Annotated in this window: 14 protein-coding genes; 3 read left to right on the top strand and 11 right to left on the bottom strand. The window is 73.4% G+C overall.

Annotated elements, in window-relative coordinates:
- Positions 1 to 10 precede the first annotated feature (10 nt).
- On the bottom strand, positions 11 to 520 hold the full coding sequence (locus tag KO717_RS02905) for a nucleoside deaminase (RefSeq protein WP_301364262.1): 510 nt from the start codon (positions 518 to 520) through the stop codon (positions 11 to 13).
- Positions 521 to 1,253: 733 nt separating this feature from the next.
- Here KO717_RS02905 and KO717_RS02910 point away from each other — a divergent pair.
- Genes KO717_RS02910 through KO717_RS02920 form a run of 3 tightly spaced genes read left to right on the top strand, consistent with a single transcriptional unit; the run spans position 1,254 to position 3,837 of the window.
- A complete protein-coding gene (locus KO717_RS02910) occupies positions 1,254 to 1,562 on the top strand; it encodes a trypco2 family protein (RefSeq protein WP_301364263.1) in 309 nt (102 codons plus the stop codon).
- Between the two features lie 5 nt (positions 1,563 to 1,567).
- Positions 1,568 to 3,112: a hypothetical protein gene (locus KO717_RS02915; RefSeq protein WP_301364264.1), complete on the top strand. Its 1,545-nt coding sequence runs from the start codon at positions 1,568 to 1,570 to the stop codon at positions 3,110 to 3,112.
- Complete coding sequence (locus KO717_RS02920) at positions 3,112 to 3,837, top strand: hypothetical protein (RefSeq protein ID WP_301364267.1); 726 nt, start codon at positions 3,112 to 3,114, stop codon at positions 3,835 to 3,837. The genes KO717_RS02915 and KO717_RS02920 overlap by 1 nt, the downstream gene beginning before the upstream one ends.
- Positions 3,838 to 4,005: 168 nt before the next feature.
- Here the strand turns inward: KO717_RS02920 and KO717_RS02925 are convergent, their stop codons facing one another.
- From KO717_RS02925 to KO717_RS02970, 10 genes are all read right to left on the bottom strand, one after another.
- Positions 4,006 to 4,842, bottom strand: coding sequence for a hypothetical protein (locus KO717_RS02925; protein WP_301364268.1), 837 nt, complete (start codon positions 4,840 to 4,842; stop codon positions 4,006 to 4,008).
- 137 nt (positions 4,843 to 4,979) lie between these two features.
- On the bottom strand, positions 4,980 to 5,963 hold the full coding sequence (locus KO717_RS02930; protein ID WP_301364269.1) for a hypothetical protein: 984 nt from the start codon (positions 5,961 to 5,963) through the stop codon (positions 4,980 to 4,982).
- Entirely contained in the window at positions 5,960 to 7,966 is a 2,007-nt protein-coding gene (locus tag KO717_RS02935; protein WP_301364271.1) for a ferritin-like domain-containing protein, read from the bottom strand. The genes KO717_RS02930 and KO717_RS02935 overlap by 4 nt, the downstream gene beginning before the upstream one ends.
- Positions 7,967 to 8,002: 36 nt before the next feature.
- On the bottom strand, positions 8,003 to 9,463 hold the full coding sequence (locus KO717_RS02940; protein WP_301364272.1) for a radical SAM/SPASM domain-containing protein: 1,461 nt from the start codon (positions 9,461 to 9,463) through the stop codon (positions 8,003 to 8,005).
- Entirely contained in the window at positions 9,460 to 10,872 is a 1,413-nt protein-coding gene (locus tag KO717_RS02945; protein WP_301364273.1) for a hypothetical protein, read from the bottom strand. The genes KO717_RS02940 and KO717_RS02945 overlap by 4 nt, the downstream gene beginning before the upstream one ends.
- Positions 10,873 to 10,955: 83 nt before the next feature.
- A complete protein-coding gene (locus tag KO717_RS02950; protein ID WP_301364275.1) occupies positions 10,956 to 12,185 on the bottom strand; it encodes a Dyp-type peroxidase in 1,230 nt (409 codons plus the stop codon).
- Positions 12,182 to 13,438 (bottom strand): hypothetical protein, encoded by a 1,257-nt coding sequence (locus tag KO717_RS02955; RefSeq protein WP_301364276.1) that lies wholly within the window; start codon positions 13,436 to 13,438, stop codon positions 12,182 to 12,184. The genes KO717_RS02950 and KO717_RS02955 overlap by 4 nt, the downstream gene beginning before the upstream one ends.
- 140 nt (positions 13,439 to 13,578) lie before the next feature.
- On the bottom strand, positions 13,579 to 14,775 hold the full coding sequence (locus KO717_RS02960) for an NAD(P)/FAD-dependent oxidoreductase (RefSeq protein ID WP_301364277.1): 1,197 nt from the start codon (positions 14,773 to 14,775) through the stop codon (positions 13,579 to 13,581).
- Complete coding sequence (locus KO717_RS02965; RefSeq protein WP_301364278.1) at positions 14,772 to 16,205, bottom strand: FAD-dependent oxidoreductase; 1,434 nt, start codon at positions 16,203 to 16,205, stop codon at positions 14,772 to 14,774. Before KO717_RS02965 ends, KO717_RS02960 begins: the two co-directional genes overlap by 4 nt.
- On the bottom strand, positions 16,202 to 17,641 hold the full coding sequence (locus tag KO717_RS02970) for an FGGY family carbohydrate kinase (RefSeq protein WP_301374347.1): 1,440 nt from the start codon (positions 17,639 to 17,641) through the stop codon (positions 16,202 to 16,204). Before KO717_RS02970 ends, KO717_RS02965 begins: the two co-directional genes overlap by 4 nt.
- Between the last annotated feature and the right edge of the window lie 145 nt (positions 17,642 to 17,786).

Below are 17,786 nucleotides of genomic sequence, written 5' to 3' on the forward strand. Positions count from 1 at the left end.
AACCGCTGCGTCAGTAGTCGATGCGGTCGGTCTTGGCCACCCACGCGTCGAACGGCGCCGTACGGTGGGGCAGGTCCAGGTGCTCGATCGCCAACGGCCACTTCGACGCGGGCTGCTTCTCGAACAGGTCGTAGAACTTGCGGTCGTCGAAACCGGCCACCGCGGCGTCGTGCCGGTCGGCGGAGAAGACGATCCGGTCGACCCGCGCCCACAGCGCCGAGGAAAGGCACATCGGACACGGTTCGCACGAGGTCACCAGGACGCAGCCTTCGAGCGAGAAGGTGTCCAGCTCCTGGCAGGCGGCACGCATCGCGGTCACCTCGGCGTGGGCCGTCGGGTCCAGGGTGGAGGTGACCTGGTTGTTCCCGATGGCCACGATGTCACCGTCCTTGACGACCAGGGCGCCGAACGGCCCGCCGCCGTTCGCCACGCTGTTCGTGGCCAGTCTGATCGCCTCGTCCAGCCAGGTGCGCTTGAGGTCCTGGATGTTCGCTTCTTGGGTGTGCGCGGTCACGGTCACTCCTTGGGAGACGGTGGGGGATTTCCCTGGTGTTCCGCCCGTGCGGGACATGGACCAGGGGCGACAGGTGGGTCTCGCGGGTGCCGCTTCGGGGCCGGTGTCCGGGGATCGGCTCGGTCGGCGGTACCCGCGGGGGATCGCTACGGCTGAACGCCTGCGATGTGCTCCGGTGCGACCGGGGTGCGGGTCAGGACGGTGACGCCTGGATCGAGCCAGGCCCTGGCGAGCAGCCGGACGGACAACGTCTCGCTCAAGGCTCCCTCTCCCCCGCTTCGTTGCATCGTTGTGAAGGAGTACACAGGCAACCGAGCGGAGTCAGGCAGGGACGGAAGACATGAAAACGTACGCTGGCTGAAACCTACTCTTCGTGCAGATCTACAAAATCCTTCTCCATGGCGTGACATGGCCTCTGGTCGATGATCCGGCGGACCACCCCGGAACCGAACCTTCCCGATGAGCGAGGCAGTTGACGCCGGGTTCCCGTCCGGACCGGCCGGTACGGGCGAAGCGCAACGCCCACGCGGTCCGCGCCGCACTCGGCGTGGACGCTGAAGGCGCGTCCGGTCTTGCCCGGTCCTGGCCGCCATCGCCCACCGCGCGTGGTCCGAGGCCCTCGCCGACCGTCCCGGGTCGCTGTGAACTGTGCGGCGCAGAAAGGCGATTCGACTGATGTGACGCGAGGGGAACCGTAGGATCTACCCAAGGGGACGGACCGGAGAAACGGGGGGATTCCGTGAGCGGCAGGATCGGGCTGACCGAGGTCGTGACGGCGCTCCAGGAGGAGCTCGCCGAGGCGGCGCGGGCCGGTGCCGGACGTGACGTCCGGTTTCCGGTGGAGGGGGTGACCCTGGAGTTCCAGGTGGCCGTCACCGTGGACGCGACGGCCGGCGGGAAGGCCAAGTTCTGGGTCCTCGAACTCGGCGCCGAGGCCGGGCACAGTCGGGAGACCGTGCAGACCGTCACCCTGCAGCTGGGCGCTCCGGTCGGGCGGGACGGCCAGACCGTGCGTATCGCCTCGCAGCCCCGCCCCGAGAGGCCCTGACGGCGGTGCCGGAGAGCCAGTACGCGGTCGAGGTCCTGCACCAGCAGGGAAGCGGATCCTCCGAGACGTGGACGGTGTCGTCCGGGTACTGCGTCGGCGGGGAGTACGTGCTGACCGCGGGTCACGCGGTGGGCCCCGGGCGCGTGTCCGTACGGCTCTGGGGCGGCGTCACTCTCCCGGCCGAGGTCGTGGCCGACGGGGGCGGCAAGGCGGACCTGGCGCTCGTGAGGCTGCTCGGCGATGTCACCCCTGGGCCACCCAGGGTGCGGGTGGCCCAGGTGGACACGAGCCGGGCGGCGCTCCTGTACTGCCAGGGAGTGGGTTACCCCTGGTGGAAGGAGGGCGACAGGCCGGCGGCCGGCCCGCGGCCCCGTGGGCGGGCCCAGCTGTTCGGGGAGGTGCCCACGGCCGAGGGACCGCCCGGCGGACAGCTGACCTTCCACATGCGTGCGACACCCGGCGAACGCGACGCCCTCGGCGCATCGTTGTGGGAGGGCGCCTCCGGCACGGTCGTGTTCGCCGGGGACGGAGGAGGCGGGGAGTTCTCGATCGGCGTGGTCATCGAGCACCGGTTACGGGACGGAGCCAGCGCGGTCACACTGGAGCCGTTGACGGCGGTCGACCGGATGGATCCGGCGAACCGGGCGGCGTTCCGCAGCGTGCTCTGGCCACAGGGCAGCGGCGCCGGCCCTGGTCGCGGCAGAGCCGGCGACCTCCCCGTGATCGCCGGCACCGCCTACCCCCACCCGGGCCCCCCGGGCCGGCCCGAGCGGTTCTCTGTCCGCCGGATCCTCGCCGCCGTTGTCGCCGCGATCGTGCTCGTCACCGGGACCCTGTGGTGGAGCGTCCGTCAGGACTCCGTGATCGACGGGCTCACCCCCGGCGAAGGCGTCAAGGTCACTCTCGCCGGGACCACCGACCCCGGTGAGGTCGGCGACTGGTGGGTCCTGAAGGACCCGATGCCGACACCGGGACCGGACACCGAGATTCCCCGGCTGGCCGCGGCGCAAGAGAGCGCGCCCATGATGGATCAGGCCATCAAGCTCACCCTGGAGGGCACCCGGCGGAGCACGGTGGTGATCACCGACATCGGCGCGCGGGTCTACGAGCGCGGGCCGGCCTACAGCGGCACCGCCTACGTGGAGGCGTCGGGGGGAAGCGTCGACTCCGTGATCGTCGGGCTCGACCTGGAGGAGGGCAGTCCCCGGGCCCGTAGCTTCGACGGCGGGGACGGGGACGGCGCAACCCTCGGCAAGCACCACTTCGACGGCAGCAGCCTCACACTCGTACGCAAGGAGGTCGCGTCGGTGACGGTCAGCGCCTACGCCAGGCGAAGCCTGGTCCGCTTCTCACTCGTGGTGTCGTATTCGGTGGACGGCAGGATGGACTCCGTCGAGATCAAGGACAAGGGCGGCAGGCTGTTCGTCGTATCCGGGGCCCCGGAGCGGCTGGCCGGTGCCTACGTGCGGGCGCCCGGTAAGCGAGACTGGACCGCGTCCAGCACGGCCGGGTCGGAGTTCATCAAGTATGCGGTGGAGACGCGGTCCTGATGCGCCGGGACACCAAGGTCGTCGTCGGCATCCTCGTACTGGCCCTGGCAGCGGTCGGGGCGATCGTCTGGCGTACGTACCGGCCGGCGTCCGGACCGGCAGCCTCGGACGGACCACGCCGGACCTTGCCGCGGGAACCGTGCCAGGCGCTGACGATCGACGACGTGAACGCCGTCGTCGCCATCCCCGAGAACTCGTACTACCGCACGATCCCCGTCCTGGCCTGGAACGTCGTGTGGAACGAGTACGCACTTGGCGACATCGGTCTCGCCTTCCAGACGGATCCCGTGTCCTGCCGGTACGGGCAGAGCACCGCCGACACCCCCGCCGATCCCGTGATCCGGGGCGTCGAGACGCGGTGGGCGGCCGAGTGGCACTACGCGCACGTCGCCGCGCGGGACTGGACGGAGACGAAGCGCAAGCGGCTCTCCGACGGCACGTGCCGGTCCGCAGCCAACACCGCAGGCTCCCAGGACGCCCTGTGGTGCGAGAGCCATGGGCTGATCTTCCTCAAGGACGGAATGATCTTCGGCTTCCAGGTGGCCGACGAGGTGGCCCCGACCACTCTCGGCAATCCGGTCACCACGGAGGAGTCGGAGGCAGGCGCGCGGCGGATGGCGGAGAGGATCCTCCGCCGCGTCGAGAACGGCAGCTTCCCTCCGCCACCGCCCACGACAGGCCCCGACTCCGGCGTGAACATGATCATCCACGAATCGCCCGGCTAGGAAACTGAGGATCTGCCCGCGGCAGCTGAGGTACACCACCAGATGGTCTTCCGGACGGATCTGCTCCCTGCACAGCACGCGCAGGCGTTGCGTCAGGACCTCCGCCTCGGAGGGTTCGATGCCCGGCTCCGGCAGCCGGTCCGGGCGGCCGGTTCCGTCATCGGGCGGTCATGCGAGGCCGGCCGCGACGGCCTCGCCGGTACGCCTTTCCGTCAGATAGGGGCGGATGTCGTGCGCGCGCGCACCGTTGTGCGTCCGGATGTTGCGGACCCGCGGCCCGAACGCCGGTCGCAGGTCCTTCTCCAGCGCGACGACGTCGGCGGAGTCGGCCACATTCGTCCAGGTGAGGCTGTCGTCACCCGGCCAGACACCCGTGCCGTCCGCTCCGGGCGGCGGACGCAGGCGGTCGAAGATGAGGCTCCGGATCCCCAGCGGCGAGCCCACGGTGACGAAGGCGCGCACCCGGTGGCGGAGCCTGGAGGCGCACAGGGCCTCGTAGGCCACCACCGAGCCCAGCGAATGCGCCACCACCACCTGGACCTCTTCGGTCAGCAGGTCCGAGACGCGCCGACGGGCCTTCAGGCGCGTGGCGGGATCCAGCAGATAGGCGCGGACCTGCTTGAGATCGCCCACCATCGAGCGCAGGGCTATCCCGGTCATGAAGGGCGAGGCGCTCAGGGCGCGGAGCGCGGCCTGGGCCGTACGGGGGGTGCGGGCCAGTGTGTCGGCGCCGGGAGCGACCACGGCGGGGTCGGCCGCGGCGGCGGCCTCCCACCAGGCCGCGAGCAGCTCGCTCTCGAACCCCTCTGCCACGTCACCGGCGCGGTAGGCGGGTTCCCCGACCGCCAGCAGCTCGCCCGCCGGGCGGAAGAGGTCACCGTAGAAGGCCATGCCGACATCGCCGTCCGCGGTCTTCCCCGCGGCCCCGGCACGGGTGAGGCCGTCCCTGAGGGCAGGCAGCCACTCGGCGAGCAGGTCCTGCTCACCGCGCAATTGCTGCGCCATTCCGTGTACGCACAGAACCCGCAAGGCCCCCGCCCCACCTTTCACCGACCGCGCCGGACGAGTGCAGCGTAGAACGTGGACCGGTACGGGCGCCGGGCATTGCGCAGAACCCGGCGCCGAACGGGCGGCTCTCCCGCTCAGCGGCAGGCGTCGATCTCGTGATGCCAGGCGGGGGACGGGAAGGCCTGCGGATAGAGCCGGGCGCACGTGGCCAGGTGGGCGCGGAAGGCCGTGCGCAGGCGGCCCGCGTAGTGGGCGCACAGGGCCTGCGGGGACGTTCCGGTGGCCGCGGCGTGGATGACCGCCGTGGCGAGGACGGCCGTCCGCAGGGCCTGGGCCGTGCCGGTGCCGCTGAGCGGGTCGTAGCGGATGGCGCCCGCACCGACCAGGAGCCGCCCGGGGGTGTGCGGGGTCGGGGCGGTCGCCGGGGTGCGGTGGAGGCGGGGGGCGGCCGGCAGCGAGACGGCGGCGGCCGGTGCCCGCAGGAGCCGGGGGGCCAGGGCGGAAGCGGCGAGCAGGCGGCCCAGCAGGTTCTCGGGGTGGGCGGCGGGACCCGGGATCATGGCCTGGAGCAGGGCGCTCCCGTCCCCCAGTGGAGTGAGGTGGAGCCAGGCGAGTTCGGTGCAGGCGAGGCGGGCGGTGGTGTCGTCCTGGCCGGGTGAGAGGGCCGCTGTACCGGCGAGCAGCCGACGGCGGCCGGCCGTCCACCGGTCATCGGGGTGGGAGTCGGCCGTGACCGTCCACTGCGGTACGCCGCCTCCCCCGGGTTCCCCGGCGACGGCGTCCGGATGGTGTGCGGCGAGGCGGTCGAGCAGCCGGGCCGCGAGCTGGGCCCCGTCCAGCACCACGGCCGGCGCTCCGATGCGGGGGGCGGCCGGACCGGGGCCCCAGCGGGCCCGCCGGTGGGTCAGTTCATGGGTGACCAGGCCCAGGTCGGCCGGGCCCGCGATGCCCCACAGGGAGTGGAGCAGGGCCAGGGTGGATTCACCCAGCAGGAGCGGGCGCCGGCCCCCGTCCGGGCGCGGCCGGAGCCGGACCCGGTGGCCCCGTGCGGCGAGGAGCCAGGCGCAGGTGACTTCGGCCAGCCCGGAACCGGCGATCTCGACGTCGGCCCTGCTCATCGCAGGCTGAAGGCGGCGATCAAGGCGTCGGTGTCGGCCTGATGACGGGACATCATTTCACGCATCCCGTCGACGGCGAGGGCGTTGATGTTCTGCCGTACCGTGCCGGAAGCCCGTGCCGCGGCCAGGGCGGCCTGGCCGTCGGCGGGTTCCGGGCCGGTCGCCCGTGCGGGCACCGACGCGGAGGTCGCGGCGGACGCGGACGCGATCGCCTCCTCGCCGACGGGTTCGGGCGCCGCGGGGAGCTTGGTGAAGCGGGGTGCGACGCCGCGTGACGCGAGGAGGTGGTTGAGCTCGTGGAGGTTGGACATCGTGCGGCGGGCCTGTTCGATCAGCACCCCGCCCGCGGTGTCGCCCCGTTGCAGCGTGGCCTCCAAGGCGCCGAGCAGCATGGTGTAGTTCAGCGCCGACAGTTCGACCAGCTGCACGTCGAGCGCAGTGCCCGGTTCGGTACTCAGCGGCCGGAGGTAGTCGTCGGGGGAAAGCTCCGCGAGATGCTCCTTGACGGCGGTGAAGCGGCGGTGGTGGTCGTTGCCCTCGTCGATGATGAGCTTGACGAGGTGCGCCAGCCGGTCCGCCTCGGGGAAGAGTTCCGGGCGGCGGACGATGGTCTCGTGCAGCTTGACGTACATCCCGTCGATGCCCTGCGGGTCGGCGGTCACCGCGCTGGGGCGCTCCACGGCGATGAACCAGTCCAGTTGTTCCGGGGTGAGCGGCTTCAGCTCGAAGCGCCGGTCCGTCTGGATCTGGATCACGGTGTCGGGCCGGGGCGGTTCGAGCCGCAGTGGCCGTCCGAGTGTGCCGAGCATCTCGTTGACCCATCTCAGGTGGCGCATCTCGTCCACCGCGACGGAGAACACCTCCGCGGCGGCCGCGTAGATCTTCCGGGTGCGCGCCCCCTCGGGCGTGGCCGGGTCGTGCACGGCCGGGTCGAAGACGGGCGGGGCGTTCAGGGAGTAGTGGGCGTAGAGGTATTCGAGGCAGAGCGCGTGCTCGACGCAGGCGAGGCGTTCCAGTTCCCGGATCACCCTCGCGCGCGTCATCGGCTGCAGGCCGGACCAGTCCGGCAGTTCCATGCTGTCGTCCTCGCGGCCGTTGAGGACGACGGGGAGCACGTTCCAGTTCGCGATCAGGGCGGGGTGGTCGAGCTCCTTGGCGGCCCGGCCCCGGATGGTGGGGATGTCGGGCTCGGGCGGGTTGGTGGTGCGGTCGCGGCGCTGGAAGTTGAGGTTGCGGTGCAGGCCGTCGGAGCTGGTGGAGATGTCCGGCTTGGAGGCGGCCCAGTAGTAGCAGCCGCATTCGCGGAAGTCGTACTGCCAGGGCGCGCAGAGACTCCGGGTGAGGTCGCCGGCCTGGTACACGTCGGGGTCGATGACCCCGTCCGGGTCGAGGTAGCGGGCCCGGTCGGCGACCAGGATCGCCCACTCCAGGGCGCCGTCCGCGTCGCGCTGCACCTCGCTCCGGTCGTCCGTCCGCCGGCGGTTGAGGCCGCCGTCCGGCACCCAGAAGGCCCCGGGTGAGGTGCTGCCCGGGGTGCGGCCGAGGACGACGGCCACCCGGCCCGGGAGCAGGTCGTGCACCCGGCGCCACAGTTCCAGGCCGGTCCGCTCGGTCGCGTGGAACACGGGCGCGTCCTGCTCCTCCTGGTCGACGGTGGTGCGCCCGCAGACGGCCCACAGGTAGAGGGGCCGTGGGTCCTGCGGCGTTCCCGTGTCCAGGTCGGCCTCGGTGATGCCCTGGTCGGCGGCGACTCCGCCGGTGACGGCCAGCACCCGTGATCCGCTCGCGTGGTGGAAGTCGACGGTCAGGCCGGGGAAGAACGCCTTCTCCAGGTTGCGCTGGTCGAATTCCAGGCCGGGGAAGCAGTTGTCGACACCGCTCTCCGGGCGGGATCCGGACGGGTTGCCGCGGACCACGTGGTCGGCCCGTGCGGTGAGGTTGCGGGGGAAGATCTTCCCCTCGGGTACGGGGAGGTCGACGCTGCCGGGAGTGGGGTCGTTCATGGCGGTTCCTTCGGGCCGGACGGGGCGGGGCGCGGGTCAGCGGGCCAGGGCGGCCGGATCGCCCGGGAGGTCGGATGCGCTCGGATGCCGGAAGAACTCCGGTGCGGCCTGCGAGAGTTCGACGTAGGCGCGCAGGCAGAAGGCCAGCCAGCCGCGGATGTAGTCGCAGCCGGTCCGGCCGCGCCGGGTGACCTCGTGGTAGCAGCCGCCGCCGCACAGGTAGCGGGCCCAGCAGGACCGGCAGGGCTCGGCCCGGTCCACGTGGCGGGCCGCCAGGTGGGCCGCTCTCGCCCCCTGGTCGGGTCCCTCGGTCAGCGAGCCCATGGCGAAGGCCGGGTCGTCGACCAGCCGGTGGCAGGCGTAGAGACCGCCCTCGGCGGAGGCGCTGAGGTATCCGGCGCCGGCGCCGCAGGGGTACGGGCGATGGCCGCCCGTGTGCAGTTCGTACATCGCCGTCTGGAAGTTGCCGAAGGGGTACGGGCGGCCTGCCGTCAGTTCGCGCAGCGCCGCCTCCCCGCACTCGACCATCTGTTGGAGGAATCCGGTGAAGGCGTCGGGGCCGATCTCGTACGCGGGGTCCGGGGCGCTCACCACCGCGGCGAAACCGACCTCGTCGAAGCCGAGGCCGATGCCGTGCTCCAGGATGTCGGGCAGCCGACCGGTGTACGGGGTGACGCTCACCCGGGCCGAGAGGTGGCGGGGCCTTCCGTGCCGCTCCAGCACCTCCAGCCCGGCCCGCAGCCGGTCGTACGCGCTGCCCCCGCCGGGGGCCCGGCGCAGTGCGTCGTGGCCGGCCCGGTCGCCGTCCAGGCTGACGGCGACGGTGAACGGGTGGGCGGCGAACAGTTCCGCGTCCGCGGGCCGGACCGTGGTGAGGTTGGTGGTGAGCGCGAAGCGGACGGCGTGCCCGGTGGCGGCTCCGGCCCCGGTCGCGTACGTGACGACCTCGTGCACCAGGTCGCGGGCGAGCAGGGGTTCACCGCCCATGAACCCGACCACCACCGCGGCCCCCGGCGCGGCCTCCGCGAGGAGCCGGTCCACGGCGGCGAACGCGGTCTCGCGGGGCATGGCCCGGGCGGAGCCGCCGAACCGGCCCTCGTCGGCGTAGCAGTGGCCGCAGCTGAGGTTGCAGGCCTGCATGACGTTGAGCGACAGGGAGGACAGGGGTGGTACGGCGGCCGGGGTGCCGTCGATCCGAGGGGCCGGCAGGCCGGCCCCGCCCCAGAGCGGCAGGCCCAGTCCGGCGGCGAGGGCGGCGTCCTGGGCCGGGTCGTGGGCGGTGGCCGTCCACCGCTCCAGGCGGTCCGCCGTCGCCTCCGGGAGGTCGTAGATCCGGCTGCCGTCGGCGACGAACAGGTGGGCTCCGTGGGCGCTGCGGAACACCCTGGTCTCGGCGGCGAGGCCGGGCGGCCCGCCCCCGGCGCCCGTTCCCGGGTCCGGTTCGGCCCGCGGTTCCCGTTCCGGCGGCCGGCGGCCGATCTGCAGCAGTACGCTCATGTCCCCTCCTCGACCCGTTCGCGCAGCGATCCGGCCCAGGCCACCAGAAGGTCGTACTGGCGGCGGGTCAGGTGCATGGGGAAGGCGTCGGATCCCCGCACCGCGACCGGCATCCGGCGGTCGTACCAGACGTCTTCGGATCCCGGCTCCCTGATGGCCCGTTCGATGAGTCCGGGCTGTTCGCGGAACATGTCCTCCAGGGCCTCCAGTGCGACGAAGCGGCGGTGCCGGCGGCGGCCGCGTTCGGTGAGGGCGAGGATCACTCCGAGCAGGGGTTCGGGCGGGCTGAAGGTGCGGGCCCGGGCCGGGCCGGTGGGGAGGCCCAGGTCCTCGGCCGTGCTCTCGTTCTCCAGCGTCGCCCGCTCGTTCTGCGCGTCGACGTTGACGGCGTCCATGGCCTCCAGCACCCGTTCGAACAGGTCGCGCACCTCCAGCGCGGTCAGTCGGGGGTGCTCTGCGATGTAGCCGGGGTCGCGGACCTCCCCGCGTTTGACCCGGTCCGCCAGGCCGTCGGCGAGGGAGGTGAAGGGTCTGCGGTCCGGCGCGAAATCGGGCGGGGTGACGACGATCCGCGCGCGGGCCGACAGGCCGCCCGGCAGGGTGACGGTGACCAGTCCGTCGCACACGTCGTCGACCAGTCCGAGGCTCGTCTCCCCGTCCTCCTCCCGCGAGCCTGCGAACAGTCCTCCGGGAACCGTCCGCGGATCGTCCTCGCCGGTGAACTCGCACCATCGCGCGTCCGGGGAGAGGAACAGGTGCTCGGCCGGCAGGACGAACCGCAGGGAGCGCTCCGGAAGGTTCGTGGGGCCGTACACCGCTCCGGTGGCGGGTGTGAAACGCAGCCGGAGTTCGGGAAACCGGTCGTCGGGCCTGGGCACCTGGACGGACCCGAGGGGTACGTGCCGCCCGGCCGGCACCAGCGGCCGGTCGGCCCCCTGCGGCGAACGCCCCTCCAGCGGCGTGCGCCGGTGGTCGTCACCGGCCAGCTCCACACCGGCCTCGATCCGGTCGCCCGGCGAGAGGGTGCAGTGGTGCGCTTTCAGATTGGCGACCTCCACCTCCCAGCGCACGTCGGCGAGTTCCGTGCCGGCGGCGGCCAGCACATCGGTGGTGACCGGGCCGGTGTGACGCTCCCCGTCGGCCGTCCACGTACCGTGCACCTCGAAGAAGGGGCAGAGCGGACGGAAGCCGTCGGCGTCCTTGAACCGGACGCGGTCCCCCTCGGGCTCCCGCTCCGTCAGGGTCCCGTCCTCGGCGACGTCGAGGGAGGGCCGGGGCTCGACGACGGTCTTGCCGGTGCCGCCCGGCGTCAGGTCGCTCATCCCCCACCGGTAGTTGTCACAGGGCACGGGGGACGGCCCCAGCCGGGCGAAGGCGAGCGGTGGATGGAGCCAGATCTGTTCGATCACTGCGGGTCTCCGATTCCTTCCAGGAGTCCGGGGGCTCCCAGGGGTGCGGGGAGTCCGGGAGTCCGGTCAGCGGGGGCGGCTGTTCAGCCGAATACCTCGGCCCCCGGATAGGGGGCCCCGTCCCGTACGGGGGGAACCAGATACGTGCCTGCCGCCCGTACCGTCAGCAGCCGCCCGGCCGGTCCGTCCGGACCGGGCTGCCCGCCGAAGTTGACGCCACCCAGCCAGCCGCGCTGGGTGAGGATGCGCAGCACCCGTTCGGGGCTGTCCTGGAAGCCGACGAAGTTCAGCCCGGCCCGGAAGCCGGGGGCGGCCGCGACCGGTTCGAAGAACTCGTACCCCTGCCGGAACACCCGCAGCGAGCCGCTCTGGTCCGGGTCGGCGGTGCCGGTCAGATTGGCCCGCCGCACATGGGCGGTGAGCAGCACCGGATCGGCGGTGGGCCGTGGCTCCAGGAAGTCCTCGTTGCCCGGCTGCGTGACCTCGGTGGTCCCGGCCACCGGACAGCCCGCGGCCGGTACGGGCCTCCCGTCGTCGTCACGGCCGGTGAGCGGGGCTCCGGTGAGCTTGTCCCGGCCGACGAGGAACTCCTGCTGCGCGCGCGGCAGGAGGTGCCACTGGTCGAGGTCGACGGCGAGGCGGGCGAAGACCAGACAGGTACCGCCGATCGTCCAGGGGTCCGGGCCCGCGTCGGCCGCCGCGATGCAGATGACCCGTTCCCGGTCGGCGCTGTCCAGGTTGGACACGCCGTCGTGGAAGCCGATCCAGCTGCGCCGGTCGTCGCGCTGGAATCCGGTGTGGATGCCCGCGATCTCCAGCGTGGCCGTCCGTGTGTCGCCGGTGCGCGCGCCGCGCAGCAGCTTCCACAGCTCCACCACGGCGCGCGAGACCGCGAGCTGGGTGTCCGCGGTGAGCTGCAGGCAGAACTCCTCCGTGGCGTCGTTGCGGGTGACGTCGGCCGCGTAGGACAGGCCCCCGCCGACCAGCAGCGGTCCGCCGCCGGTGGGGCGGGGCGAGCGGAACCGCAGGCGCGGGCCGAGTGCGGCCGGGCACGGAAGTTTCGCGCCGGCGATGTCGAAGGCCTTCGGGCCGAGGCCGAGCAGGAACTCCAGGCCGGCGCTCGGCACCGGGTGGCCCGGCAGTTCCGGTACGACGCCGTCGGCGAGCCCGCGCAGCAGCGTGGTCACCTCGCGCAGCGCGCCGTCGACGGCCGTGGCGCCGGCCTCCGGGTCGGCCCGCAGGAACACGAGCGCCAGATGGCCGGGGGGGCGGCGGCCGGGCCCGTGGTAGATGCCGTCCTGGAGGACGCTCATCTCCCGCCCCGGGGGCCGCCGCCCACCAGTCCCGGCAGCAGGGCCTCGGCGTCGAAGGCTTCCTTCAGCGGCCCCACCGTGTCGGTGCACACGCTCGCGTCCCGGCAGCGGATGGGTCCGGGCGAGTCGGCGAGGACCACGAAGTCACCGGGCGGTACGGGCGCCGGTGCGCCGAGTGCGACCACCGGGCCCACCTGTACCTGGCGTACGACCTGGTAGCCGCCGGTCAGGGGCTCCTCCGAGTCGCCCTCCACCACGGTGATGTCGTCGAGGAAGTGCGGGTCGTCGTCCGGCGGGCCGAATTCGAGCCGCTGGTGCAGTCCTTGCCGGCCGCGCCCCAGCCGGATCCACGGGTCCGGGAGCGGGCCGCCCTCGAAGAGGAAGACCTCGGAGGTGAACTGCTGGATGTACATGCCCAGCGGATCGGCGAAGGACACGGTCCGGCCCTGGAAGGCGGCGTCCGCCGCGGCCAGAGCGGCGGCCGGGTCGGCGTGGCGGCAGGACAGGGCTTCGAGACCGGGCTGCTGGCGGAAGATCTGGTCCCGTCCGGCGGGTTCGAAGCCGCCCGCGGAATTCCGGCGGGCGTAGGGCTTCGCGCCGAACATCACGATGTAGATCAGGTCGTCCAGCCCGTTGATGGGATGGGCCATGAACAGGGCGTTGACGGCGTTGAGCGAGCCCGCCGGATTGGCGGGGACTCCGGCGTCGATCAGGTCGCGGTGCAGTCCGTGGCCGGTCAGGTGGCGGGCGAAGGCCACGCGGCGCTGGGCCGGAGCGAGCGGGCCCGGGTCCGCGACGGCCGGTCCGTAGAGTTCCTGCCAGCGGGGTTCGGTGCCGAGCGTCGCGGTGAGGATCTCCCGCAGGCGGTCCGGGGCGTGCTCGGCGAGCATCAGGTAGTACTCGGGGAGTTCGGTGGTGACCTGCACCCGCTTGGGGCGCATCCGTCCCTCGGTGTCGGCCGCACTGATGACCGCGTACTCGCAGTACTCGTTGTGCAGGGCGCGTCGGCCGCGTACACCCCAGTCGGACAACGCGCGGGCCGTGTCGGCGTCGAAGCAGAACTCGGGCTCGGCCGGATTGCCGAACCAGGTGACGGCCACCCGCTCGGCGGCCGGATCGTCGGGTTCCAGGGTGAAGTATCTGCTCCCCAGATCAGGCTCCAGGCTCCTGAACTGGCGGTCGATCTCCTTGTTCCAGCGGTCCAGGAGATCGGGGGTCAGGTCGTCGGCCAGTCCGGGGACGGAAAACGGCACGTCGGTACCTCCTGACGGGGTGTGACCCCGTAGGTGACGTTGTGAGCGGCCAAGATCGTGACACAGAGTATCGATCTATTCACGCAACGTAGTCAAGGGGCGCGCCCGACGCCGTCCGGCGGGCTCCGGGAGCCTCGCCGTCAGCCGATGCCCAGCACGACCGGACCGCCGGACCGGTCGACGCGGTCCGTCCACCCCGGCGGCAGCTTCAGCGACCTCGACGGCGCCGTCCGGACGGGGAACCGCCGTCGCCACAGCAGCCGGCCGTCCTGGGCGGCCGTCAGCACCGGGGCGGTCAGCGGCTCCCCCGACCGCAGCAGCAGCGGGCGCCCCCCGATGTCCGTGAGCCGGTTCGGCGCCACCCACAGCAGCGGGGCCCGGACGAGCAGCGGCGGACCGGGCTCCGGCCACGGCGCGCCCGAGAGGCGGGCCAGGACGGGGGCCGCGGCGGCCGCGCCTTCCGCGGCCGCGGTGGCGGCGCGTTCGACGCCGTGGAGGGCGTTGCCGACCGCGAAGACGCCCGGCGCCGACGTACGGAACGACGCGTCCACGCGAGGACCGCGGGTGCCGGGGTCCACGCCGATGCCGCCGCGGCGCGCCAGCTCGTGGTCGGGGATCCAGTCGCCGGTGAAGACCACCGTGTCGCACGCGAGGACCCCGCGGCGGCCGTCCTCGTGGCGCACGGCCACGCCCGACAGGCGGCCCCGGCCGCGCAGTTCACCCACCGTCGTGGCCGTGAGCAGCGGGACTCCCGGCACGGTGGCGCCGTGCGAGCGCTCCGTGACCACGGCCACCACCTCCGCTCCCGCCCGGCGCAGGGTGCGTACGGCATGCCGGGCCACCGGCTCGGCGCCCACCACAACGGCCCGCCGGCCGATGTCGTGGCCGTACAGGTGGACCGACTGCTGCAGCTCCCCGGTGGTCAGCACGCCCGCCGGCCGGGACCCCGGCACCAGCCGGGCGCTGCGGGGGCGCTCGCGGGCACCCGTGGCGAGGACGACGGCCCGGGCCGTGATCCGCTCCAGGCCCGCCGGGCTCGTGGTCTCCAGGGTCAGCGGGCCGGCCCAGCCGGTGGCGCTGACCCCGGTGCGGACCGTCGCCCCGGCCGCCGTCGCGGCCCGCACGGCCCGCCGTGCGTACGCCGGTCCGGTGAGCCAGGGGAGTACGGGCCCTCCGAATCCGCCGTGGTGGCAGTGGCGCGGCACGCCGCCCGCGTCCTGCTCGCGCTCCAGTACCTCTACGTGGCCCGCGCCCGCGCGGGCGAGGCGGGCGGCCAGGGCCAGTCCGGCGGGACCGGCGCCGACGACCAGGACGTCGACCCTGCGGTCGCGGCTCACCTGCGGGCCTCCTCGAACAGCGCGCGGACGGCGGCCCCGCAGTGGAAGCCCTGACAGCGTCCCGCCCTGGCGCGGGTGCGCCGCCGCAGGCCGTCCGGCGATGCGGGCGGGACGGCCGAGGCGAGCGCGTCGCGGATCTCCCCGCGCGTCACGCGCTCGCAGTGGCAGACGATCCGGCCGTACTCCGGGTCCCGGGCGATCAGCTCGGCGTCGCGGTAGGGCCGCAGGAACGCCTCGCCCAGGTTCGGCATCCGCACGGGTTCCGGCTCCCGGGCCCCTGCCACCGGCAGGCCGCCGTCGGCGAGCAGTTCGACGACGTGGGCGGCGATCGCCATCGAGGCCGTCAGCCCCGTCGACCGGATCCCGCCCACGGTGACGTACCGCTGCGCGGGGTGGGCCCGGATCGCGTAGTCGTCGTCGCCGGTGGCGGCCCTCAGTCCGGCGTACACGGCGGTGACCTCTTCCTCCAGGAGGGCCGGCAGGATCCGCCGGCCCTTCTCCCGGAGCAGCGCGAGCCCCTCGGCGGTCGATCCGGTGTCCGTCCTGTCGTCCAGGTCCTCGGCGGTCGGGCCGAGCATCACGTTCCCGTACACCGTCGGCGACACCAGTACCCCCTTCCCGAGGGCGCCCGGTACGGGCAGCAGGATGTGCCGTACCAGGCCGCGGGCGAGCTCGTCGAAGACGATCAGCTGGCCGCGCCGGGGCGTCACGGCGAAGTCCGCATGGCCGAGGAGCCGGTCGATCTCGTCGGCGTACAGGCCGGCCGCGTTGACCAGGTGCCGGGTGCGCAGCGGGCCCCGGCTCGTGGCCAGGGTATGCGTCTCGCCCGAAGTGACGCTCTGCACACGGCAGTCGAGGTGCAGGTCGACGCCGGAGCGGACGGCCTGTGTGGCGTACGCGAGGGTGGTGGTCCAGGGGCAGATGATGGACTCCCCCGGTACGTCGAGCGCTCCCAGCACCCCGGGTCCGAGCTCCGGCTCGCGGGCCCGCACCTCCGCAGCCGGGATGATCCGGGCCGCGCGGTAGCCGTTGCGAACGGCCTTCTGCGCGAGTCCGGGCAGTGCGGCCAGCTGTTCTTCGTCCCAGGCGACGAGGAGCGCCCCGAGCGGCTCCACCGGGATGCCGGTGTCGGCGGCGTACGCGGAGAGCAGCCGGTGGCCCTCCCGGACGAGCCGGGACTCCAGGGAACCGGGCACCGCGTCGAAACCGGTGTGCAGGATGGCGGTGTTGGCCTTCGAGGTGCCGTCACCGACGTCGTCGGCCGCGTCGACCAGGGCGATCCGCAGCGGGAGCCGGGCCAGTTCGCGGGCGATCGCCGTGCCCACCACGCCGGCGCCGACGACCGTCACGTCGTACTCCCCGCCGGGCAGGGCGCCGCCGGTGGTCACGGCACCGGCAGCGGTACCGGTGGTGCCGGTGGTGCCGGTCATGCCGGTGCGTCGCCGAGCAGGGACGAGACGGCCGCGCGGAAACGTGCGCGGCGCTCCGTCGCCTCCGCCGCGCCGGCCCGCGGCTCGTAGACGGTCGACGGCTTCCACTGCGGGACGGCCTCGGCGACGGTGAGCGAGGGATCGAGCCCGAGGCGGGCCACGGCGCCGACGCCGAGCGCGGTGACGTCCGGCAGCGCCGACACCTCCACGGGGATCCCGAGGAGGTCGGCCTGGGTCTGCATGAGCAGCGCGGAACGGGTCAGCCCGCCGTCGACGCGCAGGGCGGTGAGCGGGGCGCCGAGGTCGGCGGCGACCGCGTCCGCGAGCTCCGCCACCTGGGCGGCGATGCCGTCGCACAGGGCGCGCACCAGATGCCCGGCGGTGGTGTCGAGGCCCAGGCCGGTGACCGATCCCCGCAGGTCACCCCGCCACCACGGAGCGGCGAGGCCGGCGAGCGCGGGGACGAAGGTGACGCCGCCCGCGTCCGGGACGCGCCCACCCACGGAGTCGATGTCGGCGGCGCCCGAGATCACCCCGAGATCGGTGAGCCAGCGCACGGCGGAGGCGGCCGTGTACACCTGCCCGTCCAGGCAGTAGCTGGTCCGGCCGGCAAGCCGCCAGGCCACGCAGCCGACCAGTCCGGAGGTGCTGCGCAGCGGGCGCGAGCCGGTCTGCGCGAGGAGGAACGCGCCCGTGCCGTAGGTGCACTTGGCGGTGCCGGGCTCGGTGACGCTCTGGGCGAGCAGCGCGGCCTGCTGGTCCACGAGCAGCCCCGTCAGCGGCAGTTCGGGACCGAACGCGGTGGTGGTGCCGACGCGGGTGTCCGCGTCGACGACCTCCGGCAGCCGCTCGCCCGTGAGGCCGAAGGCGTCGAGTGCCGCGTCCGACCAGCGGGTGGTGTCGAGGTCGAGCAGCTGGGTGCGGCCGGCGGTCGCCGCGTCGGTGACGAACGCACCGGTGAGGCGGTGCACGAGCCAGACGTCGCTGGTCGTCACGACGCCGCGCCGGGTCAGGTGGCGGCGTATCCAGGCCATCTTGGGGGCGGCGAAGTACGGGTCGAGCGGCAGACCTGTCGTCTCACGCAAAGAGGGCGCGTGCGGGGCCAGTTCGGTGCAGAGCTGTTCGGCGCGGCGGTCCTGCCAGACGATCGCGTCGGTGAGCGGCTCCCCGGTCGCCGGATCCCAGGCCAGAACGGTCTCGCCCTGGTTGGCGAGGCCCACGGCCACCACGGGCTCGCCCGCGGCCGCGAGCGCGGCGCGTCCGGCGTCGACGACCGAGTCCAGCAGCTCGCCGGGAGTGACCTCGACCCGGCCGCCCGGCAGATGGCGGGGCCGTACGGGGGCGGATCCGGAGCCGATGACTCCGCGTACCGGACAGACGACCAGCGCCTTGGTCCCCGAGGTGCCTTGATCGACAGCGAGCACCGGGCCCGTCATCACCACTCCGTCCCTGGTGTCGCCTTGATCGGACATCGGTCGGAAGCCTGCACCGGCCGACGTCACCCGTCAAGATCCGCCCGGAGCCACCGCCCGGCACTGACGCATACTCATATACCGATCGTGGCTTGATACTTACGTTCGA

Origin of the sequence: Streptomyces xanthophaeus, from assembly GCF_030440515.1 — a bacterium.
Lineage (GTDB): Bacteria > Actinomycetota > Actinomycetes > Streptomycetales > Streptomycetaceae > Streptomyces > Streptomyces kutzneri.